A 21,803-nucleotide genomic window follows, 5' to 3' on the forward strand; every position below is an offset into this window, starting at 1 on the left:
CTTCACTCCACTTCAATCTCGCTCACAGTCCCGTCTGCAGCCACCACGAACAGCGTCCCGTAATCCTGCTCGGTCAGTTCGGGCGCAGCGTTGCCGCCGAAGCGGGTGATGAGATCGCCAACGGTGTTGCTGTGGCCGACGACCAGCACCGATCCATCGCCAGCGCGGACAGCAGCAACCAGAGCATCGGGATTGCGCGGATCGTATGGCGTGATTTCAACCCCGATCCGGCCCGCGAGCGGAGCGCCGGTTTGCATGGTTCGACGTGTTGGCGTGGAGTAGATTCCCGTGATGTTTGCATCCTCGAGGATTGAGGCCAGCACTTGCGCATTGGCCGCGCCTTCGCTGGTGAGAACGGGGTCATCGCCCTGCGCCTTTTGCAAATGCCGGATCACATAGACCGTCTGCTCGTCCGGAGCCGACACTCCCACAGCGCCGCGCTCGGGCTGAGCCGGTGCCATGCAGGCACCCAAAGCGAGCGCCAGTAGCAGCGCAATTCCCCGCCAATTTGTCATATGTGTTTCCCGTCCTCGCCCGTTCTGACCGCGCAGTCTGCACCGGCGGGACTATCGGCGCAACCTTGCAGGCCGCGCGAGACCCGCCCAATGCAGAGCGTCAATAGCTGGATGGAGCGATCAGGGCGCCGAGCAGACCTCGCCTGCCATTTCGTGCTCCGGATCGGGCAGACCTTCGCTGAGCCAGGCGATCGCCTCGTCCTGTTCGTCAAGGTCAAAGCTCTTTATCGCCGGCTTCACCAGCGCGCCGAAGAATCCGGCGAGATTGCCGATCCAGGCGGGTCCACCGACAATGGCATAGCGTTCAAGGTTCTTCAGCAGTTCGAGCTTGCCTACCATCACCTTGCGGCTGATCGCGGCGTCGGGGTCAAAGCCGTGCCAATGCCGGATCACCATCATCAAGCGCGAGCATTCGGGCGCTTCGAGCGCGGCTCTGACCATCGCCACTCCGCGCTCGGATTCCTCACGGTCGAGCCTGCCGGAAAGCTCGTAAGCCGCGATTGCGGGGTTGCCGCTGTCGATCTCGCGAAACGCGCCCCTGTGCGGCTGGTCGGTTTCTTCTAGCACCCAGGCGCGCGCGGCCTCTGCCTCGTCATCGTCATAGACCTGATAGACGACCCGTGGCAGCAGCGCGCTTTCGAGCCGCGCGGCCGTGCGGATCCACTTCTCGTCGGAGATGATCGCGATGCGGTCGAGCCCGTAAATATACTTCATGAAGGTGCCCATATGGCCGATCTCCTCGGCCACCGCGGAGAAGGAGAAGCTCGCCATGGATGTGACATCGATGAGCAGGTTTCCGCCGCCGTCGGATTCGTTTCGCTCCTTGACGAAGTTGAGCAGGGTTTTGACGTCGCCCTGCCGGAATTCGGCAATGGCGATAATGCGATGCGCGTGCGGCGCGATGGTTTCGATTTCGATCATGCCCGCATATTGCCCCGATCAATGCAGGCGCGTCATTGATGCGGATCAATTTGGGCTCAAAGCCCTCGCCAGATCCGCGCTCTCTGCCCATCGCGCGCGCCCAGCCGCCGCGCATCGCAGCGCGTGGGGCGAAAACGGTCATTGTAGCACAGGCGGATTTCTTCCAGCCAACCGTCTTCGTTGAGCTTCACGCCGACCATGCTCGGCTGCCACATGCGGCCATTGGCGTCGGCAAAGGCCTGACGGATGCGGCCTGCGGTGAGGCCGTCCTCGCGGCTGATCCGGTCATAATCGGGAATGCGCAGGCTCTCCCACAGCACGCGGGTGACGTTGAGGTAAGTCTCGGGCCGGCGGACCATGCAGGAGCCATGCTTGGCCCATTGCCGCGCGATCAGGCGGGTTGATGGCATCATACACATGTTCGCGCGCGCCTGCGCCGGTGAGACCCGCTGGCTCGTGGGGCACCATTGCGGATAGGCGCGCGCGCCTTGCGGCCAGAGGCCATGCACGACGAGGCCAAAGCGGCCATTATCGCCCGAGCACTGCACCCGGTGCGAGCGTGAGTCCTGCCGCGTCCGGCAAAAGGCAGGCGACCAGCTCAGCGCGAGGGTGTAGCCGGTGACCGGCACGACGCGGGGGCGAGCATCGGGCGCGATCTGCGGGACGCTCGAGATGGACGGCGCGCGGCATTGGTATGCTTGGGCGTTGCCGACGGCGGGGAGCAACAGGGCGACGACGAAAGCTATGGAGCTATGCAGTTTCCGCACCATCGGCTCCTCCTTGCGCGAAGTATCGGCTTGCCCTCGTGGTCCAAAGCAAAGCGGCAAGCGCGAGCGGGATAAAAGCCAGCATCAGGCTTGGTAAAAGCATCCGCGGATAGGTGCTCGCATATTCGAGATTCGCAAGGATCAGCGCGAGGGGTACGAAAGCAATCACGCTAATGAACCAACGTGCAAACGAAGCGGCAAACGCAAGAACGAGGATGACTGGGATCATGTCGATGGTGAACCATGCGCAGATGGCAATGATCGCCAGATCGCGGTTCCACTCAACGAATGTGAACATGTTTCGGAAATCGAACATCGTCGCATTGAGATTGCCAAGACTTCCGATGAGCCGATTGACGGCAATGTAGGTCGTCGCAGAGGCAAAGAGCCAGATCGGCCACGGCCTAGGCCCGCGCGCAATCCTCATACCAGCGCGAAATCCAGCCCAACATCCGCCGCAGGGGCGCTCTGGGTGAGTCTGCCGACCGAGCAATAGTCCACGCCGCTTGCTGCCTTGGCTGCGATGGTGTCGAGGTTGATCCCTCCGCTGGCCTCGGTTGCGGTGCGGCCCGCGACCTTCGCCACCGCCTCGCGCAAGGTTTCGGGTGACATATTGTCGAGCAGAAGGTGATGCGCGCCTGCTGCGATCGCGGGTTCGATCTGGTCGAGCCGGTCGACCTCGCAAATGATTGGTTTGACCCCGGCATCGCGCGCACGGCGCACCGCTTCGCCGACGCTGCCCGCGACCGCGACGTGGTTGTCCTTGATCATCGCGGCATCATAGAGCCCCATCCGGTGGTTCTGTGCGCCGCCCTGACGGGTCGCGTATTTCTCCAGCACGCGCAGACCAGGAAGGGTCTTACGGGTGTCGAGCAGGGTGCAGGTCGCGGAGCCTTCGCGCATCGCATCGACATAGGTGCGTGCCATGGTGGCGATGCCGGAGAGGTGCTGGACGATGTTGAGCGCGCTTCGCTCAGCCGTCAGCATCGCGCGGGCATTGCCGGTAAGGCGCATGAGGTCCGATCCCGCTGCGACCGCATCGCCGTCGCTCACCAGAGTCTCGATCTCGACGTCAGGATCGAGATGGCGGAAGAACGCCTCGGCCAGTGGCAATCCCGCCACCACAATCGCATCGCGGCTGTCCATCACGCCTGCAAAGCGCGCATCGGCAGGAATGACGCTTTCCGAAGTGACGTCCTTGCCGCCGCCCGGCAGGCCCACGCCGAGATCTTCGGCAAGCGTTTCGGTCACAAAGCGATCAAGGTCAAAGCCGGGGAGGGTGAATTCAGTCATGTGGTTCTGCTTGGCCGTTTTTTTGTTTCGCCTCAAGCGCCGGCGTTCGCGTCAAGAAGCTGGGCGCTCACTTGGCTTCCGCGCCATAAGGCGCGACGGGCGGTCGCCCTTTGACTGCCGTGACCAAGGTTCTGGCTTGGAATGGCTCGACGCCGAAGGTGTCGCAAGCGCGACCGCGCGCCCGAGCTTATGCGAGGAAAGCCAAGCGGGCCGGACGGCCTGCGCCCGGCGCTTGAGGACGCAACAAACTAATGCACAAACCTAGCCACGACATCCCTATACGAGCGCGAGACCTTCACCTCGGCGCCGGAATCGAGCACCAGGAAACACTCTCCATTGGTGTGCGGCTTCACTTGCCGGACCTGATCGAGGTTCACGATCGTAGAGCGGTGGACGCGCTGGAATTTGCGCGGGTCCAGCCGGCGTTCCAAGTCCTTCATCGTCTCGCGCAGGATCAGCGAATTGTCGCCGGTATAGATGCACATATAGTCGCCCGCCGCCTCGATATGCTCGATCGAATCAACCTCGACGCGGAAGATCTGGCCGCGATCCTTCACATTGATGAGCTTCTCGAACCGCTCCGCGCTCTCGCCGCCATCGCCGCCAAAATCGGCGGCACGGTCGGGCGCGACTTCGGCCAGCACGTCGAGCAATTGCTCGGCATCCTCGGCGCTCTTCTTCTCAGCGAGGCGCTGGCGCACCCGCTCGACCGTGTCGGCAAGCTTGTCCTCATCAACCGGCTTCATCAGGTAATTGACCGCATTGGCCTCAAAAGCGCGGATCGCGTGTTCCTCGTAAGCGGTCACGAAGACGAAGAGCGGCGGCTCAATTTCCATCACGCCTTTGACCACCGAAAATCCGTCAAAGCCCGGCATCTGAATGTCGAGGAAGACAAGATCGGGCTTCTCGGTCTTGATCTTGCGGATCGCCTCGCGCCCGTTCGAGCACGTGTCGATAATCTCGACATCGTCAAAGGGCTGGAGCCTCAATTGCAGGCCTTGAATGGCGAGTTTTTCATCATCGACGAGGATGGTGCGAATGGTCATCACGTATTTCCAATGGCGCGTTGGTGTTTCAGGGGGGAGTTGAGGTTGATCACATTGTCAGCGGCCGCATTGTCGGGGAGTGCTGCGGCTGGTTCAGTGGCTGCGGGGTGGGCAGTTTCTTGCGAGGCATAGGGCTCGGCCCGGCGCTCGGTTTCAAACGGGATTTCGATCAGCACTGTAAAGCCGCCGCCCGCTTGCGAGCGCGTTTCGAACAGATGATCGTCATCATAGCTTTGCATCAGACGGTTGCGGATATTGGCAAGGCCTACGCCGGTTGAGACGCGGCGATCGGCGATCCCGCCAGCGCTATCCTGCGCATGTTCGAGCATCGAGAGCTGCACCGGACCATCCGCGCCGGGCCCGTCATCGGTCACTGCAATGCGCAGACGCTGTCCGACCACGCGCGCGGTGAGCGTGATCTCCGCGCCGTCCTCTTGCGGGCTGACGGCATATTTGACGGCATTTTCGACCAGAGGCTGGAGCAGCATCGAAGGAAGGCGAGCATCCAGCGCAGCCTCTTCGATATCGAAATTTGTGCGCAGCCGCTCCTCAAACCGCATCCGCTCGATATCGAGATAGAGCTGGAGTGTCTCAACCTCCTGCGCCAGCGTGACCTGACTGCCCGGCTCGGTAATCAGCGTGTGGCGGAGGAAGCCCGACAGCCGCGTCAGCATCGCATTGGCCGGCTCGGTCTGTTTGAGCAGGACCAAAGTGCTGATCGAGTTGAGCGTGTTGAACAGGAAATGCGGGTTGAGCTGATAGCGCAGCATGGCGAGCTGCGCCGAGGTTGCCTGCGCCTCTAACCGTTCAAGCCGGTCCGCCTGCCTCTCCACCGTCAGGAAGAAATTGATCGCGTAATAAAGCGCGCTCCAACCGCCCAGCAGGGTGAGCGGGATATAGGTGATCCCGACAAAGCGCTGGGCAAAGCTCGTCTCGCTCAATCCCGAATAATACAGATCCTGCACCCAGGCATCGATCCCGGCATGGATGATGACCGCTGTCATTAGCGCGACAGCGGTGCCGCCCCATGTCACGATCGGTTTGCGGTCGATCAGCTGGCGGTAAACGACCGACAGGATCAGGCTGAGCGAGAAACCGGTGAGCGTCGTCACCAGAATCAGCACCAGCAGATTGTAGGGCAGACCGTTGGCGAGCGCGTTGACCGCGCGCAGCAGGAATGCGCTACCCCAACCGGCCAGTTGGAGGTTCCAGAAGGCGCGGTTCTTGCTTGCAAAAAACGGCGCTGGCTGGAGCGGGATCATCGACATTGCGCCTAACTGTAGCCGATTTTTCTGCCGCTGGCATGGTCAATTGCCCGGCCGCTTGCGAGTGGGCGCAGGTGATGAACCATTGGGCGCAAGCGAGCGCTCATGAGTCGGGGTCGATCTCGCGCCGGAAATGCGTCGCCCAATCGGCCTTGCCGGTCTCTTCCAGCAGCGCCTCGATCTGAGCCAGCTCACCCGCGATGAATTCGGCGCGCTCATCCCAGCCATCGTGGCTGCGGTCGCGCAGCAGCCCGCCATCGTGGCGCGGTCCCCATTCCTCCATGAAGCGCACTGCCGCAGACGGGTCATAGCCTGCATTGGCGAGCAGCCACGGCATCAGCCGGTCAGCCTCGCGCTCGATCCGGCGGACATTGCCCATGCGCCGTCCGTGCCGGTCGAGCCATTGGCTGTGTCGCAGCAGATTGTGCGCCAGTTCATGCGCGACGGCGCCAGCAAACAGGTCTTCGGGATAGGCGAAACCGGGAAAACGGATTCCGATCACCACGCGTTCGCCATCGGCAACTGCGCGCTTGCCCTCACCCAATAGTTCGAAACGAGTGGCGCAGGCGGGGACGGGGGTGAGATGAGCGGAGGCTCCATCTGCGAATGCGACAGTCACAGCCCCCTCATCCGCGAGGCTGGCGTCGATGAAGTCATGCGCGCGGGTGAGCCGCTGCCAATCGAGCTTTTCGCCTGCTTCCCATCCATTCGGATTGTCGCCGCCAATGCGTGTGACTTCGCGATTGGCGGAGAATTGCCCGCTCTGCGCAGACGGCGAGCCCGCAGCCGCCGTTTGCACCGCAAAGTCGCCGGTCAGGCCGAGCGCACGGCGCGCAACTTCGGGTGAGCCGTAACTGGCGAGATCCTGCAATTGCAGGCCAACCGAAGGGATCACTCGCGGGCAAAAATCAACATTGCCGCGCACGAGCTTCCACCCGGTATCCTGCAAGCGTTGGTCAAAGCGCTGGAAAGCCTCGATCGCCGCACGTTCTTCAGCAAGGTTGATCCGGTCCCAATTGATTTCGGCACTCGCCGGTGTCGCAAGCAGGCCTAACGACAGTGAGAGCGGCAAAGCGAGCAGGAGGCGCATCAGCTATCCGCGTTGTCGATCAATTCTTTGAGCCGGTCATAGCCAACCGCGCCCTCGACCGGAAAATCGCCCGCCACAAAGGCAGGCGTGCCGCCAAAGCCGAGCGATCGCGCCAGCGAGAGATTGCGCACCAGCTCGAGCGAGACGGCTTCGGACGCGGCATCGTCGCGCGCGCGGTCCATATCGAGGCCTATCGACTGTGCGGCGGCTTCGACCGCTTCGGGCGTAGTTGGGCCAAACTGGAACATGGCTTCGTGAAATTCGCGGTATTTGCCCTGCATTCCGGCGGCGAGCGCCATGCGCGCTGCGCCTTCGCTGCCTTCGAAAATCGGCCATTCGCGCATGACAACTTTCAATTCCGGGTCTTCTGCGACCAGGCGCTGCACATCGGCGAGGCTCGCTTCGCAATAGGGGCAGTTGTAGTCGGTGAACTCGATCATGACTTTCGAGCCTTGCGGATTGCCCAGAACGACTCCGGGGAACGGCTCGAAAAGCTCGTCGCCAATCGCGCTTAGCCGCTCGCGCGCCTCTTGCTCAGACAGCGCTTGCGCAACGTCGCGCAGGATCTCGGGATTGTCGAGCAGATAGGCGCGGGTCCGGTTGTCGGCGAGGCCGGTCAAAGACCACGAGGCCGCCCCCAGAAAGCCGAAGACAAGCGCCAGCAGCGCGGTGAACAGGGTGTTTCGCATTGTCGGTTCCATTGGGAAGGGCTCTTAGCGGTTGTCGCGGATACGTTCCAGCGCGGCGCGCGCTTCGAGAGCGACATCCTGCGCGCGGATCCAGTCGGGCGAGCCATAGGGCAGCCCCGCCTCAGCGGCTTGCGCGCTTCTGAGCGCTTCGGGGAAGCGGCGGGTCATCACCTGTTGTTCCGCGCTGGCAAGGCGTGCGCGCGGAATGTCGCCGCGCGCGGCATAGACCACGCCCAGCTGATACCATGCGAAGGGATTGAGCCGGTCGCGCGCAACCGCTGCGCGCAGCACGCGTTCGGCCTCTTCGTAATTGCTCTCATCCTCGGTCGCGATCAGCGCATGGCCAAACAGACCCGCAATCAGCGGCTCGTTGCGGGTGATGTCGGTTGCACGGCGCAGAGGGGTGAGCGCCTCTGCCGGGCGGCCCGATTCGAGCAGGATCTGGCCCTTGAGCTCAAGGAAATAGGGGTTGTCCGGATCATCCGCGAGCAACGCATCGGCTTCATCAACCGCGTTCTGGACCAGCGCATCCTTGTGATAGGCGTAGGCCCTCGCATAGCGCGCTGGGACGCTGTTATCGCTCAGCGGATATTGCTGATATGTGCGCTGCGGCTCAGCAAGATAGCCATAAAGCTTGGCTTGAACGGCTTCGAAGCGGGACTGGATGTCGGGATCGTCTGGCGCTGCCCATGCGGCGTCTTCGGACAGAAGCCCGCGCAGGATCTCGATCCGGTCACCGGCGAGAGGGTGTGTGCGCACATAGCCTGCATCGTCGGACTGGCTGAAACCGCGGCGGATTTCCTGATTGCGCAGCTTTTCAAAGAACGAGATCATCCCGCGCCCCGAAATGCCCGCGCCAGAAAGGTAGCGCGCACCGGCAAGATCGGTGGCGGCTTCCTGATTGCGGTTGAAGGCGAGGAAGCTTCCCTGCGCTGCCGTCTGCCCGGCCATCAACGCGCCGAAGGCCGCATCGCCGGCGCCCGCCAGCGCCGCGCCAACGCCCAGCAGAAGCGAGAGGATGGTGATCCCCTGTGCCTGGCGTACCCGCTCGTCAAAGCGCACGACATGGCCAGCGGTGATATGGCCCAGCTCGTGCGCGATCACGCCTTGCACTTCATTGGCGGTGTCGGCTGCACCCAAGAGGCCGGCATGGATGTAAACGACCTGACCGCCAGCCACGAAGGCGTTGATCGAAGGGTCGTTGATCAGGACAATTTCGACATTCTCAGGCTCAAGCTCGGAGGCTTCTATCAGCGGATAGGCCATGTCGCGCAGCAGCGCCTCCGTCTCCGCATCGCGCAGCACGGATTGCGCAGCAAGAGGCTGCGCGGCGAAGGACAGCGCGGCAATCAGGGCAGCGGCAAAGGCGAAGAGGGAGTTGAGCGAGCGCATCAGGCGCCAGTGCTAGCGCGTTTCGGCCTGAACAGGAACTGAAGTTTCGGCCGCCAGGTCGTCGGGGGCAGTGACCGAATAGGCGAAGGCTGAAATCACTTCCACAAGGTCGGAATCACCGCGAAACGCTGTAGCGAGCGCGATGAGCGGGCCGTTATGATCCATCTCCGGCTCGATCGCGGTCAGCGCATTGGCTCCGGCTTCGTTCAGCAGCTCGGCCAGCAGGCGCGAATTGCGCGCGCGAACCAGCGTGTCCTTTTCGCCGTGGACCAGCAACATTTGCGGCGCATCTTCGCGGACAAAATTGATCGGCTGGGTCGAAGCTGCATCTTCGACATGGCCGAAAGCGGCGATGGTAGAGTCGCTGTCAAACGGAGCGAAGTCGTAGGGGCCGGCCATGCCGACAACGCCCGAAATATCGCTGGTCGAAAGCCCGCGCCGCCCGAGCCATTGTTCCTCGAGCGCAATATGCACGACATTGTAAGCACCAGCCGAGTGCCCCGCGATCACGATCCGGTCAGGGTCGCCGCCATAGAAGGCGATTTCCTCGTGCGTCCAAGCGATCGCATTGGCGGTGTCTTCGAGCATGCCGGGATAGATACCGTCCTCACCCAAACGGTACCCTGACAGCACCACTATGAACCCCTTTGGCACAAAGCTGCGCGCAAGAAAGCCGTATCCGTCCGGATCGCCGCTGCGCCAGCCGCCGCCATGCGCAAACAGCAGCACGGGAAGCGCCGCATCGTCGGGATTGCGGTTTACGGGGCCCCAGACATGCAGCTTTTGCGCTGGATGCGGACCGGTCGTAATGCTGGCAAGCTCGGCCGCGCCGCGGTCTCCGCTTATAACGCGGTCAGCTGCACTGATGAGACGAGGGCCATTGGTCGAAAGCGTCGAATACAGATAGAACCCGCCAACGGTAAGAAACACCGCCAATACGCCCAGCGTCCACAGCATCTTTCGCACTCCCAATCTCCCGTTTCAGCGCGCAAGACAGTGCGGCCAGAGAATTACAGGAGATGCGCCTAGCCGCCCGAGGCGATCAGGCCAAGCGATTGCTGGATTGCGGTGAGGAGCTGTTTAGCCCGCGAGCTTCTTGGCAACGCGCTCAGTCAGCGCCGCGTCGTCGCCGACTTCGCCGATCACCGAGACATTGCCAGCTTCATCGCGGCGCAGCACTGCGAGCGAGAATTCGGGGCCTTCGCCAGCCAGGGCTTCGAGCGAAAGCGCTTCGAGTTCGCGCAGCTTTTGCGCCAGCTTGGCGCGGATATCGCCAGCCTCTTCGACCTGTTCTCCGCTTTCTTCGCGGCGCAGGCGGCGTTCGGCATTGACCACGCCTTTGAGACCGCCATCGGCTTCTGCAAGGAAAGTGGCCAGTGCTCCGCGCTCCAGCCCGACACGATGTGCGTGGCTAAGCACGGCGGCGTATTCGGTGAGGCGGGTCTTGTCGTAATCATGGCCAAAGACAAGCTTGACCACCGGCGTCATCGGAGCGCGTTCCTGCACCGATAGCCCGCTATCCTCGATCAGTTCCTGATAGGCCTCAGGCTCGTCCTGTGCGGCGAGCGAGAAGTCATAGGCACGTCCAACAGCGGCATAGAGCGCCTGACGGCTGCGATCTTCCGAAGCACGGGCAGTGTGCGCCAGTTCGCGCGCCGAAGCGAGGCAATCATGCAGCCCTGCATCTTCGCTGCATTCAGCAATCGGTTCTTCAACCGGCACATCGCTTTCCACCGGAGCAAAATCTTCCGGCACGGCAACAGGCACCAGGTTGGACACCGGCTCCGGCACAGGTTCCGACATAGGTTCCGACACAGGCAGGTCAACAGGCTCATCGCCGATTTCGACCGCATCGCTGGCGCCGTCTTCTACCCGGTAATCATCCGGGTCGAACCGGTCGGCATCCAGATCGATCGCCTTTTTGACCGGCGCCTCGATATGGTCGGTGAGCGAAGCGAAGCTGTAGGAGCTGCTGCCCTCATCTTCTTCCTCGATCTCCTCGCCAAACTCGTCCACTTCGGGATCGTCGAGCGAATATTGGCCGAAATCGGGAAGCGGCAGGCCGTTTTCGTCCAGCTCGCTCCCGTCCTCGCCATCATCATCATTTCCAGCGAACAGCGCGACATTGTCAGGCACGATGTCCGGCACGATCTCGCGCGCATCGCTTTCACCGATAGGATTGATCTGGGGCACATCGGTCGCGGCGGGCTCGTGCGAAGGCGAATCCGCCCAATCGGTGACCGGATCGGCGTGGTGTTTTTGCGGCTGGTCTTCGTCTTCGACCGGCTCTTCGTCATCCAGCTCGAGCGCCTGATCGATCTCGAGAAGTAGCTCATCCGCAGTCGCCGCGTCGGCCGCCTCTTTCCAATTGATGACACCGTAGATGAAATCGATTGTCTCCAGATCGCTGGAGAAGGGCAACAGAATGCCGCGATAGAGGATCGAAGCCCCGCGCTGATTCACGAATTCGGCTTCGAAACCGATCGGTGCCTGATTGGCGAGGATCTGCATATAATGATCGGTGATCCGGCTGAGCAGCGAGCGCGGCGGAACGTCGGAGAGCTTTCCGATGGTTCCTACTGCGCCGCATTCTTCAGCAAGCTTGTCACCCAGATACTGGACCGACGGATCTTCGATGCCCGACGAAAAATCGAGCAGGACCGAATTGGGCCCGAAATCAGGAAGGTTTTCTGGCTCTAGCTCTTCAATCGAGGGGAAGGTCGCATCACCCAGCAGGCTCGCCCAGTGATTATAGGCGCGCACCTGCATGCGGCGTTCGTCCTGGCCGATCGCCTCCGGCGGCAAATCGCGTACGTTCTCTTCCTCGGGTGCGCCCTCGTTCGAAGAGGTGTCCGCATCCCAATTCTGGCTTTCGTCCGCGGGAATACCGCTGTCGAATGTGCCCCGAAGATTGTCCATGGCTGGCCCTATGCCCCTTGATTAACGCCTATTCCGGACTGTTCTGGGGCACCGTGGTAAACATCGCGTTAAGTTGCGCGGGAAAGTTGCGGGAACTGCCAGCATGCGGGAGCGGAGCGGAATCTACCGCAGCTCAGCGCCTATCTGCCAATCGTTAATTGAGGGCCGAGTTTTGCATACAGGCTAGAGGAAATACCGCATCTTGATGGTCATGGATCGGGAAGATCCGCCCATTTCAAACACCGCATCGTCCCAGTCGGGCGGCGCCATGCGCACCGGAGCATCGCGCGAGAATCCGTAGCCCTCGCGCGGAGCCATGCCGAGCACGCGATCGATCTTGCCATTCTCGTTTTCATCATGGAGCACCGCGATGGCATATTCGCCGGGCGCGACATCATCGAAGCGGATCGTAACAGTGTCGCCAGAGCGCACTGTGGAGCTGCGCGAATTCGGGTCACGGTCGCAGCGCGGAAAGGTGCTTTCCATCGCAGTCAGACAGGCCCGAACCACGCCGTCGCTAGAGCGCACATCGGTGATCGTAACGGTCAGGCTCTGAGCTGCAGCCGGTGCCGCCATACCCAGCGCAGCGATGCCCATGCTTACAGCCACCGCGCGCCTCACGACCGCGCCGCCCCTTGCTGATCGAGCCGCCGCGAAAGCCCGCGATCGGTCCCGCACAGGCGATCCCAAAAGCGGAAATACAGACCGTAATTGCATCGATAATCCTCGTGGTGCTTTTCGTGATGGCTGGCGCTTATCAGCCATCCACCCAATACAGAATGAACAAAGCGGCGCGGGAATATCTCCCACCCAATGTGATTGATCACTCCCATCAGTGTCGCGGTCGCCAGAACTGCGCCTAGCATGGCAAGATGAATGGGAATGATAAACACCAGAACCGGAATGACGAGCGCGCCGGTGATCGATTCTAGCGGGTGAAAGCTCATCGCTGTCCACGCCGTCGGGGGACGGCTGTCATGATGCACCTTATGCGCAAGGCGGAACAGCAGCGGTGAGCCATGCATCGCGCGGTGGGTCCAGTAGAACCAGCTGTCCTGCGCAAATAGATAGAGAAAGGCCGATAGCAGCAGATACCACAGCGGGTAAGCGTTCCAATCGGTGTACAGCAACGTCGCTCCGTGATGGTTCCACAACCAGAAAACTGCGCCCGTAGGCAGGCCATAGATGAACGCTGCGATCACCGACCAACCAATTTCGCGCCGGATTTGCGGGCCGAGTTTCCGATAGAGCCCGGGCCGCATTATCCGCGTCAGCCAGGCGAACAGCCCGCTCGCAAGGAAATAGCGCAATAGCACAATCACGCTCATCGCACTGCCTGCCAACAAAAAGGCGATCCAGATCGGTGTGTCGGCGGGGATCATGCGTCCCGCTATGGCGCAAATGCAGCGCCTGGAACAGCTTCGTGGCGCCCGGGCACTGCCCTATCCGCCGATTTTCCCGCAATCGGGATCGAGCAGCGCGGTGTGCCGCCGCATCGCAATACGCGCGAGTCTTTCCACCTGAACCTTGCGCCGCGCGGCAGCGAGCGGATCAAGCGGAGCCTGACGCAGGATCTCTCCGTCGTATCCATCAGCAACGATCACTCCGCACTTGTCCGGCTGGTAGGCCTCGGTTTCCAGTGGCGCCCGATCAAGTCCCGGCGGCACGCCCCAATAGAAACGGTCGCAAAAATCAAGATAATCGGGCCACTTGCTATCGCCCAGCAGATCGCCTCGCGCGACCTTGATCTCGACAATGACAATCAGACCCTTGGCATCCACGCCCATCAAATCGGCGCGGCGATTGTTCTTGAGCGGGACTTCGGCAAGACACCAGATATCATTGCGCGCAAACAGTCGCGTGATCCCGCGCGCAACATCGGCTGCGATCGGCAGGGGCTGGGTCGAATCAAGTTTGGAAGCGGCGTCCTGCATGCCCCACAATTGGAACATAGCACGAACACAGTCAAGCGGGTTGGCTTAAGCGGCTGCGACCCCGATTTGAGGCTGGACCAGCGACAGCACGGCTTCGCGGGCATGGTGGAATTCCCGCCACAAAGCCTGCGCGGGAGCGCTCGCGTCAAGCCCGCGCGCAGTAACTGTGCCGAGAGCTGCCAGACCGGGCCGCATCATCGCGTCGATATCCTCAAGCCCTTGCGAGGCCAGATCGCGCTGCCATTCGCCCGCATCCGCCAGCAGATCGGGAAAGGCCGCAAGCCTTGCGTCGAACGGTTCAGCCGAAAGGCGCGCCAAGCCGGCAAGCTGCTCGGCACTCGCATGGAGATCGCGCCATTTCTGTGCGAGCGAACCGGCTGGCTCGCTTGCCCGGGAAGCGGCATCGCGCATGGTGCGCATCTGTTCAGGAGGAAGTGCTGACATGATTGGTAAGTTAGAACGTCGCTCTTGCCGATTGGTTAAGCTCCGCCCGACCAATCGAAATTCTCCATCCGGTTGAAGGTTACTCCGGATAATTCGACTGGCGCGCCGCCAAGAGGCTTGCTAAGCGCCGCCCATCGCACGCATCCATGCCGCGACCCGCACCCGTAGCTCAGCTGGATAGAGCGCTGCCCTCCGAAGGCAGAGGTCACAGGTTCGAATCCTGTCGGGTGCGCCATTTTTTCAATGACTTAGCGAAGCGCCACTTGTTCCGTATGGAATGAGTATGGAAAACATAGGGTCTGTCGCGCATTCATTTTCTATCGACTTTCTTAATGTAACGACTCATCATGAGATCGACCGATGGCCAATGAATTCACCTTCCGGATCGCCGGTAGCTATAAACCGGGCGACATACCGATGGAGCGACTTGGGGAATACCTGGTCGCGTTGGGCGATCTGTTGGGCGAGAAGAGTGCAGTGCACTTCGATCGGCTCACTGAGAGTTCGACCGTAGTCCATGCGAAGATCGATACTGCGGCTTTGCCAAAGGTAGAGAAGCGCGTGCGCTCTGTTGCGGCGGGCGAGGGTTCGAAAGGCGCACGGAACGCCTATAACCGGCTGGACGATATGCTCCGGGCCGACAATGCCACCGGGAGTTTGATCGGCGGAGACGGCAACGTAATCCGTGTCGACTTTCAAGGCCGGGATAGACCGGCAGAACTCACTTATGGGCCGATCAAGCAGATGGGCACTCTGGACGGTGAAGTTGTCCGTGTCGAAGGCCGCGATGCCACCGTGCATGTCGGCATTGTTGACGGCACAGCAACCTACTCGCTTGAGGCACCCGAGGCTATGGGGCGCGAACTTGCTTCCCTGTTTAGAATTGGCACTGTGCGCTTCCATGGTGAAGGCAGTTGGCTTCGCCATGGCGATGGCCGCTGGGAGCTTCGGCGATTCAAGATCGACCGCATCGATAGCAAACTTGATCGGGCTCCTGTGAGAGATGTTCTGGAGGAATTGCGCAAGATCGGTTCGGGCGGCTGGGCGACGTCCCGCGATCCACACAGCGACCTCTTGGCCGAGCGCAACGGTGGGGAGAGCGAGCATTGATTGTCGCCACCGATGCTTCCGTGCTGCTCTATTTAATTGATCCGGATTTGCCGGCACCGCTGGACGAAGACGGGCAGCCTGTGACGAAGTGCAAGGAGCGTTTAGATTACCTGCTCGATACGATGTCAAAACGTGGCGACGTCCTTGTAATACCGACGCCAGCATTGGCAGAAATGCTTACGAGGGCGGACGCAGTCGGCAACGACTGGCTTGCTACCCTCCACGGTAAGAAGGCCGTCCGCATTGCACCATTTGACGAAATGGCGGCGATCGAATGCGCCGCACTCGCACGCACCCGAAAGAGCCGGAATCCGAGCGCGACACGTACCAAAGCAAAGTTTGATGAGCAGATTGTAGCGATCGCAGCTACTTCACGAGCAGAGGAAATCCTTTCTGACGATAGCGACATAAGAGCACTTGCACCCCCCGGAATTATCGTCCGTGGGATCGCTAATTTGGACATTCCGCCTGAGGACCCTCAAGGCGACATGTTTGCTTCTCCACAAGACGATTGATCACGCGAAGCATATGCTCAAGCTGGCGAGTCCTACCCCGCGAAGGCATGTTGCCTATGCGATGGGCGACCGTTTCTTCTCAGGCTAGGCTGCTTCCGGGCATTAGTTTCAGTTGGAAGTTACAGTTTGCGCAACGGCTAATTGGCTCTTCAGAAAAGCGAATTGCATGGATCGCAGACAACTCCCCGACATTGGCAGATTTTAATCGTTACTTCAGAGACTTGTCGTACAGTGAGTTGGCTGCGGATCGGTGCAAACCCGCTCTACTCGTAGACGGGTTGATTCCGCCCAAACCGCATTTCACCAATAACTAGAATGGCTTATGTCCCGAAATCGCGGGGTAGGGTGTGCTCCTGTTTCCAGCTACGGTGAAGGATCCAGGAGAAGCGAGAAAAAATGCTGATGGGACAAAGCCATTTCGTGCCGATGGATTTTGAGCCAAGCTGGCGTTTGAGGCTGTTTCTGGGCCGAGAGCGGATTGTCCGGTCGTAGGCAGCGAACAGGTTAAAGCTGACGCAGGGAACTCGACGCCTTTATCGGGAGAGCTCTGCTGGCTGGGAAGAGCGTGAATCTGGGCATAGGGTAGCGCCTGACCGTGTCGCTGCGATGCGCGTTTGCTCCTGACTCCATGACTCAGCAGAACCGGGTGTTTGCCGCTTCTGGTCTCGATTTTCTCGGCAGGTTTCTCGTAGCCCGCTCCCCTAATCACTTCGACCAACCGGGCAAAGTCGCTCGGGAAAGCTGCGCGATCTCGAAGATGGACAAAACTACCCCGTGCGGCGTTTTTTTCGAGCGGCAGCTTGGCGGATGCGAGGGCGGTAACCACTGAGCCGGAGGGTGCGACTTGGGCTACTCAGCGGCCCGCTCGCTTGAGTTCGGCAAGTTGGCAGCGCTGCTTCCGGCGAGCACCTCGATCACTCTGCACTCGGCCACAGTGCCGTGCTTGCAACTCTCGACCACTTTGGTGAGCTCTTTTCGAAGTGCTCTGAGATCGGCCAGCTTGGCTTCGACCTCGCGCAATTGGGCGCTGGCTATCTTGTCGACCGTTTCACAAGGCTGGTCGGGATCATCCGCCATCGCCATGAGCTCCTTTACCTGAGCCATCGAGAAGCCAAGTTTGCGCGAACGCTTTATGAAACGAAGGCGCGAAATGTCTTCTGGCCCGTAGTCGCGATAATTTGACGATGTCCTTGGCGGCGGCAGCAGCAGCCTCTCACGCTCGTAGTAGCGGATTGTTTCTGCCTTGGTTCCAGTGACTTTCGCCAGCTCGCCGATACGCATTGCTTGACCTTGTAGTTACTACAAGGTGCATATGCCCTTGCGACTCGAACAATTCAAGGAGAGTGGCATGGCCAAATCTTGCTGCCAAGCGCCAGAAAATGATCAGAGCGCGCACAACAATCCGCGCTGGAGGCTGGTCTTATGGATAGCACTGGTCGCGAATGCCGCCATGTTCGTGGTGGAGATACTCGCGGGCATCGCAGCCGACTCGCGCGCGCTGCAGGCCGATGCGCTCGACTTCTTTGGCGATTCGGCAAACTACGCAATCAGCTTGGGGGTCGCCGGCCTCGCTTTGACATGGCGAGCGAAAGCCGCGTTGCTTAAGGCAGCCACTATGCTTGCGTTTGGCCTGTGGGTTATCGGTTATGCGATTTACGGCCTCATCGTAGGTTCAAGCCCCGAGCCCCAAACCATGGGGGCTATCGGAACTCTTGCGCTTCTGGTGAACGTGGCCGTCGCATTGCTGCTGTTCCGGTTCCGCACTGGTGACGCCAATATGCGCTCGGTCTGGATTTGCTCACGCAATGACGCAATCGGCAACGTGGCAGTTCTGGCTGCAGCGCTGGGAGTATTCGGCACCGGACAATCATGGCCTGATCTGCTGGTCGCCGGACTGATGGCCGGTCTGGCTATCTGGGGCAGCGCTGAAGTGTTCGCGCAGGCACGTGGAGAGCTGAAATATGATTGACCGCACACCTTCGCGCATCGCGGCATTTCTGGCTCGCGAATATCAAGCGGCGCAAGCGGCTGAAGATTTAGGGCAGATTGATCGGTCCTGGTATCACCTTGAGCGGGCTCATATCGTAGCGCAGGCCCGGCTGAAGCCGCATTGCTACTCGCATTGGCGCATGCTGGCACTTGCCTTCCGGCAGCACGACTGGACGGAACTGCGCGGACAAGTTCTCCGACTGCTGCTCGCGCCACTGGGCAATGCCTCGGAACGCTTGCCGATCGGCAATACTGGTCGCTCCAATGTCAGCGCCTTTGCAGCGATGGAAATTCCCGCCGATCTATCAGAATTAATTGCAAGCACGTCGCCCGGCACAGGAGGTAGCTCACGATGAATGTCCTGAGCAGTGCGGAGACGAGGAAACTCTATAACCGGATCGCGGGGGTCTATGATCTCTGCCTCAAGGCCTTCAATGCGGTGGGGACCAATCGATGGCGTTCGCAGCTTGTGGCAAATTTGCAGATCGAGCCAGGCGACCATGTCGTAGATCTGTGCGCGGGAACAGGTGCGAACCTTCCCTATCTCGCAGAAAAACTTGGAGCCGAGGGTAAGCTCATTCTCCTCGATCTTTCGGAAGGGATGCTGACCAAGGCGAAAGAGCGCGCGGAGAGGCTTGGCCTGACGAACGTCGAAATCGTCCAGATGGATGTGAACGAGTTTCAATTTCCGCCAAAAGTCGATGCCATTATCAGCACGTTTGGGCTCGAAATGGTGCCCGCTTACCCGGCGATCATCGAGCGGGCCGTCGCTTCACTACGACCCGACGGGCGGATCGGTCTGCTGGGACTGAAACACCCGGAAAACTGGCCGCTATGGGTGCTACGCATAGGCATCCTTGTGACAAAACCCTTTGGCGTTTCCCGAGACTACGAGGACTTTAAACCGTGGGTAGCTGCCCGAAACGCGGCCAACCAAGTCTGGTTTGAAGAACACCTTGCAGGAGCTGCCTACTCCTTTGTCGGGCAACGCAAAGCGGCATTGTCCGAGAAACAATAATGCTTTTAAGTTCAAGCCTTCTTCGCTATCCGCCCGCCATGCGTTTCGTTTTCACTCTCTTCGCCGCGATGGCGATTTTGGTTTCCGGCATCCACGCCGGACCATCGCAGGCGCATGAAAATGATCCCGCGCATGCCAGCGAGTATCACGCCCAAAGCGATGATGACGATGGCGGTTCGGAAGCCCCAACAAAAGGTGACCAGCATGGCTGCCATCACCATTGTCCGAGCACCGCCGCGTCCAATCCCGGCAAACTGGCATCAGCGGACCACTTTGCCAGCGCGCGTCTGGTGCCTTCGAAGTCGTTTCCGCTTAGCTCGACTACGCGTGCACCGCCACTAACCCCTCCCAAGGCCTGATTGTTTGCGCCGCGCGCGGCCTGAACGCGCGCTCTGAAGCAATCTGCCAAGGGATGATTCCCAATGAAATCGATAATTTGCGTGTCCCTGTTTGCCGGGGTCGCGGGGCTGTGGCCCGCAACGCTTGCGGCTCAGCAGCTGACACTTGACGAAGCGGTCGACCGGGCTGTCGCCGCAGCGCCTGAAATGGTCGCAAGAGAGGCGAGAGTCGAGGCCGCGCGTGCCGAAATCCGCCAGGCCGACGTGCGCCCCAACCCCACTGTGTCGGTCGAGGCCGAGAATTTCGTCGGCAGCGGTGGGTTTAGCGTGCTGGAACAACCTGAAGTCACAGTGACCTATGAACAGCGCATCGAGCGTGGCGGCAAGCGCGAAGCCAGGCTGGGATACGCGTCGCGCGGCCTCGACCTTGCTCAGGCAGAGGCGCGCCTGGCCCGGCTGGAGTTGGCGCAGCAAGTGCAGCGCGCCTTCATCGACATTCAAATTGCTGACCAAATGGTCTGGATAGCCGAGCGTCGGCTCGAGACAGAACGCGAAATGCAAACGGAAGCCCTGCGCCGCGTTCGCGGTTACCGAGACCCTCTGTTTGTCGAAACCCAGGCTGCAACGCGTGTCACTTCGGCTGAACTCGCGCTTGAAGAAGCTCAGGCCCGATCAGCCGCCGCCCGCAATCTGCTCGCCTCTTTCTGGGGCGGAGAGGGCGAGTCGCTTGAGGTGTCAGATGGCATAGAAAGACTGGCCAGCTCGCAGGGCGAACTGGCGCAGGCCGATGCGAATGTTCGCGAGGCAGCCGTGGCGCGAGCCAGCGCGGAAGTGGTCCTTGAGCAATCACGCGCTACTCAGGATTACACGATTGGCGGCGGCATCCGTTTTCTTCGGGAAACCAACGATGTCGCCCTCGTCGCAGGCATTTCCATCCCGCTGGGCCGTTTTGATCGCAACGAAGGCAATATCGATCGTGCCCGCGCTGAACGCCGGCGGTTGGAGGCCGAGGCGGAAGCCGACCGCCTCGCGCGATTGCGCCGACTGGCAGCTTTGCGAGCCGAAGCCAGCGCTGCTGCGAGACGGGCAGATGGGCTGATGCATGAAGTCTATCCGCAAGCTGTCCGGACCCTTGAACAGGTCCGCGAGGGCTACAATCGCGGAGGCTTCCGCTTTTCCGATGTCCAGGACGCCGCTGACACGATCATCCAAGTCCAGCAACAATGGGCCGATGCGATGACGATGTTCCGCGACGCCCAATCCGAAATCGATCGACTGACCGGCCGCTTTGACGTGGCTGCGGAGAATCTCCCATGATCAAGAAAATTTTTGCACGCTGCGTTCCATTCGCGCTTATTCTTCTCCCGCTGGCTGGCTGCAGTCCAGCGCCCGATGGCACCGAGGCAGAACACAGCGAAGGCGCCGAAGCACCTGAAGGTCCGCACGGCGGCAGGCTGCTAACCGATGGCGATCTTGGGCTTGAAATCACCATATTCGAAACCGGGCAAGAGCCGCAGTTTCGCGTCTATCCCTATTGGCAGGGTGAGGAGCTCGATCCCGCCAAGGTCAACCTTCAGATCACGCTGTCGCGCCTCGGCGGCAAAGTCGATCGCTTCACCTTTACTGCGCAGGATGATTTTCTGGCTGCTGCAGGTGTCGTCGAAGAACCGCACAGCTTCGATGTCGAAGTTGTCGCATCAGTTGATGGCAAGCGCAGCCGCTGGACGTATGAAAACCATGAAGGCCGCACGACAATTTCACCAGAAGCCGCCGAGCAGGGCGGGATCGCAATCGCCACTGCCGGGCCAGCAACGATTGGCGATACGCGCGAGCTCTTCGGAACGGTCGAGCTCAACCCGTCAGCACGGTCCGAAATCCGCGGCCAATTTCCCGGACGCGTGGTCTCGGTAACCAAGCAAGTGGGTGACACGGTGCGCAGCGGCGAATTGCTCGCCCGGATGGAGTCGTCGGAGAGCCTTCAGATTTATCCGGTCTATTCAACCGTAAGCGGGGTCGTGGCCGAACGCGGCGGTAACCCCGGCGACATGACGCATGACGCTCCGCTTTATGTGATTACCAATCCCTCAGCGACAACGGTCGTCTTCAATATCTTCCCGCGCGATCTTGGGATCATCCGGCCAGGCATGCGGGTCGAGGTCCAGTCGCAGGACGGGCGGGCAGTCGGTGCAACCACGCTTGGCCAATATCTGGCCGAGGGCAATCCTCAGGCCGGAACGGCTCTGGTGCGCGCGGCCATCCCCAATCGCGGGGGGTGGATCAGGCCCGGCATGACCATGCGCGGCCGTGTCATCATCAATGCGGAAACTGTGCCGCTGGCGGTTCGCACCGAAGCAATCCAGCCCTTCAGAGACTTCCAGGTGGTCTACGCCAGATATGGCGATGAATATGAAGTGCGGATGCTCCAGCTTGGGCGTCGGGGTGCCGAGTACACCGAAGTCCTCTCGGGCATTGAACCCGGGACGCCTTATGTCACCGAAGGCTCCTTCCTTGTGCGTGCAGACGTCGAAAAGTCCGGCGCAAGCCATGACCATTAAGGG

25 protein-coding genes and 1 tRNA gene are annotated in these 21,803 nt (G+C 60.7%); 9 read left to right on the forward strand and 17 right to left on the reverse strand.

Translation table 11 applies throughout. The features are described from left to right. Positions 1–2: 2 nt before the first annotated feature. From Q0887_RS12535 to Q0887_RS12610, 16 genes are all read right to left on the reverse strand, one after another. A complete protein-coding gene (locus Q0887_RS12535) occupies positions 3–515 on the reverse strand; it encodes a phosphoglycerate mutase family protein (RefSeq protein WP_299195900.1) in 513 nt (170 codons plus the stop codon). Positions 516–635: 120 nt separating this feature from the next. After that, the gene (locus Q0887_RS12540; RefSeq protein ID WP_299195902.1) at positions 636–1,436 is read right to left on the reverse strand and encodes an STAS/SEC14 domain-containing protein; all 801 of its coding nucleotides are present in this window, start codon (positions 1,434–1,436) and stop codon (positions 636–638) included. Positions 1,437–1,492: 56 nt separating this feature from the next. Further along, positions 1,493–2,206 (reverse strand): ribonuclease T, encoded by a 714-nt coding sequence (locus Q0887_RS12545; protein ID WP_299195904.1) that lies wholly within the window; start codon positions 2,204–2,206, stop codon positions 1,493–1,495. Then, positions 2,187–2,630 carry a hypothetical protein gene (locus Q0887_RS12550; RefSeq protein ID WP_299195906.1) on the reverse strand — a complete coding sequence of 148 codons (444 nt, stop codon included), beginning with the start codon at positions 2,628–2,630 and terminating at the stop codon, positions 2,187–2,189. Before Q0887_RS12550 ends, Q0887_RS12545 begins: the two co-directional genes overlap by 20 nt. After that, entirely contained in the window at positions 2,627–3,496 is an 870-nt protein-coding gene (gene nadC / locus Q0887_RS12555) for a carboxylating nicotinate-nucleotide diphosphorylase (protein WP_299195908.1), read from the reverse strand. Before nadC ends, Q0887_RS12550 begins: the two co-directional genes overlap by 4 nt. 248 nt (positions 3,497–3,744) lie before the next feature. Then, positions 3,745–4,542, reverse strand: a complete 798-nt coding sequence (locus Q0887_RS12560) for a LytTR family DNA-binding domain-containing protein (RefSeq protein WP_299195910.1) — start codon at positions 4,540–4,542, stop codon at positions 3,745–3,747. After that, positions 4,542–5,810 carry a histidine kinase gene (locus tag Q0887_RS12565; RefSeq protein ID WP_299195912.1) on the reverse strand — a complete coding sequence of 423 codons (1,269 nt, stop codon included), beginning with the start codon at positions 5,808–5,810 and terminating at the stop codon, positions 4,542–4,544. Before Q0887_RS12565 ends, Q0887_RS12560 begins: the two co-directional genes overlap by 1 nt. Before the next feature lie 100 nt (positions 5,811–5,910). Beyond that, a complete protein-coding gene (locus Q0887_RS12570) occupies positions 5,911–6,897 on the reverse strand; it encodes a hypothetical protein (protein ID WP_299195914.1) in 987 nt (328 codons plus the stop codon). Beyond that, a complete protein-coding gene (locus Q0887_RS12575) occupies positions 6,897–7,586 on the reverse strand; it encodes a DsbA family protein (RefSeq protein WP_299195916.1) in 690 nt (229 codons plus the stop codon). Before Q0887_RS12575 ends, Q0887_RS12570 begins: the two co-directional genes overlap by 1 nt. A gap of 24 nt (positions 7,587–7,610) precedes the next feature. After that, positions 7,611–8,978, reverse strand: coding sequence for a M48 family metalloprotease (locus Q0887_RS12580; RefSeq protein WP_299195918.1), 1,368 nt, complete (start codon positions 8,976–8,978; stop codon positions 7,611–7,613). Positions 8,979–8,990: 12 nt separating this feature from the next. After that, complete coding sequence (locus tag Q0887_RS12585; protein ID WP_299196748.1) at positions 8,991–9,935, reverse strand: alpha/beta hydrolase; 945 nt, start codon at positions 9,933–9,935, stop codon at positions 8,991–8,993. Positions 9,936–10,058: 123 nt separating this feature from the next. Next, the gene (locus tag Q0887_RS12590; RefSeq protein ID WP_299195920.1) at positions 10,059–11,897 is read right to left on the reverse strand and encodes a hypothetical protein; all 1,839 of its coding nucleotides are present in this window, start codon (positions 11,895–11,897) and stop codon (positions 10,059–10,061) included. Positions 11,898–12,080: 183 nt separating this feature from the next. Further along, on the reverse strand, positions 12,081–12,506 hold the full coding sequence (locus Q0887_RS12595) for a DUF2141 domain-containing protein (RefSeq protein ID WP_299195922.1): 426 nt from the start codon (positions 12,504–12,506) through the stop codon (positions 12,081–12,083). Positions 12,507–12,514: 8 nt separating this feature from the next. After that, positions 12,515–13,279, reverse strand: a complete 765-nt coding sequence (locus Q0887_RS12600; protein WP_299195924.1) for a sterol desaturase family protein — start codon at positions 13,277–13,279, stop codon at positions 12,515–12,517. A 60-nt stretch (positions 13,280–13,339) separates the two neighbouring features. Further along, positions 13,340–13,831 (reverse strand): MmcB family DNA repair protein, encoded by a 492-nt coding sequence (locus Q0887_RS12605; protein ID WP_299195926.1) that lies wholly within the window; start codon positions 13,829–13,831, stop codon positions 13,340–13,342. 45 nt (positions 13,832–13,876) lie between these two features. Further along, positions 13,877–14,275, reverse strand: a complete 399-nt coding sequence (locus Q0887_RS12610) for a hypothetical protein (RefSeq protein WP_299195928.1) — start codon at positions 14,273–14,275, stop codon at positions 13,877–13,879. A 158-nt stretch (positions 14,276–14,433) separates the two neighbouring features. On the opposite strand from Q0887_RS12610, the gene Q0887_RS12615 reads away from it, so the two are divergent. The 3 genes from Q0887_RS12615 to Q0887_RS12625 all read left to right on the forward strand — a co-directional run bounded on the left by Q0887_RS12615 (position 14,434) and on the right by Q0887_RS12625 (position 15,900). After that, positions 14,434–14,510 (forward strand) — tRNA-Arg (locus Q0887_RS12615). A gap of 125 nt (positions 14,511–14,635) precedes the next feature. Continuing rightward, a complete protein-coding gene (locus Q0887_RS12620) occupies positions 14,636–15,385 on the forward strand; it encodes a hypothetical protein (protein ID WP_299195930.1) in 750 nt (249 codons plus the stop codon). Then, positions 15,382–15,900, forward strand: coding sequence for a hypothetical protein (locus tag Q0887_RS12625; RefSeq protein ID WP_299195932.1), 519 nt, complete (start codon positions 15,382–15,384; stop codon positions 15,898–15,900). Before Q0887_RS12620 ends, Q0887_RS12625 begins: the two co-directional genes overlap by 4 nt. Before the next feature lie 849 nt (positions 15,901–16,749). Here the strand turns inward: Q0887_RS12625 and Q0887_RS12630 are convergent. Beyond that, entirely contained in the window at positions 16,750–17,181 is a 432-nt protein-coding gene (locus Q0887_RS12630; protein WP_299195934.1) for a helix-turn-helix domain-containing protein, read from the reverse strand. Positions 17,182–17,248: 67 nt separating this feature from the next. Between Q0887_RS12630 and Q0887_RS12635 the strand changes: the two genes are divergently transcribed. The 6 genes from Q0887_RS12635 (at position 17,249) to Q0887_RS12660 (ending at position 21,800) form a co-directional block, all read left to right on the forward strand. Beyond that, positions 17,249–17,869, forward strand: a complete 621-nt coding sequence (locus Q0887_RS12635) for a cation transporter (protein WP_299195936.1) — start codon at positions 17,249–17,251, stop codon at positions 17,867–17,869. Next, positions 17,862–18,245, forward strand: a complete 384-nt coding sequence (locus Q0887_RS12640; RefSeq protein WP_299195938.1) for a DUF3703 domain-containing protein — start codon at positions 17,862–17,864, stop codon at positions 18,243–18,245. The genes Q0887_RS12635 and Q0887_RS12640 overlap by 8 nt, the downstream gene beginning before the upstream one ends. Next, the gene (locus Q0887_RS12645) at positions 18,242–18,907 is read left to right on the forward strand and encodes a methyltransferase domain-containing protein (RefSeq protein WP_299195940.1); all 666 of its coding nucleotides are present in this window, start codon (positions 18,242–18,244) and stop codon (positions 18,905–18,907) included. Before Q0887_RS12640 ends, Q0887_RS12645 begins: the two co-directional genes overlap by 4 nt. After that, entirely contained in the window at positions 18,907–19,266 is a 360-nt protein-coding gene (locus Q0887_RS12650) for a hypothetical protein (RefSeq protein WP_299195941.1), read from the forward strand. The genes Q0887_RS12645 and Q0887_RS12650 overlap by 1 nt, the downstream gene beginning before the upstream one ends. A 63-nt stretch (positions 19,267–19,329) precedes the next feature. Continuing rightward, positions 19,330–20,562: a TolC family protein gene (locus Q0887_RS12655; RefSeq protein ID WP_299195943.1), complete on the forward strand. Its 1,233-nt coding sequence runs from the start codon at positions 19,330–19,332 to the stop codon at positions 20,560–20,562. Continuing rightward, positions 20,559–21,800: an efflux RND transporter periplasmic adaptor subunit gene (locus Q0887_RS12660; protein ID WP_299195945.1), complete on the forward strand. Its 1,242-nt coding sequence runs from the start codon at positions 20,559–20,561 to the stop codon at positions 21,798–21,800. Before Q0887_RS12655 ends, Q0887_RS12660 begins: the two co-directional genes overlap by 4 nt. The last annotated feature ends 3 nt before the right edge of the window (positions 21,801–21,803 follow it).

The organism is uncultured Erythrobacter sp. (assembly GCF_947492365.1).
GTDB lineage: Bacteria > Pseudomonadota > Alphaproteobacteria > Sphingomonadales > Sphingomonadaceae > Erythrobacter.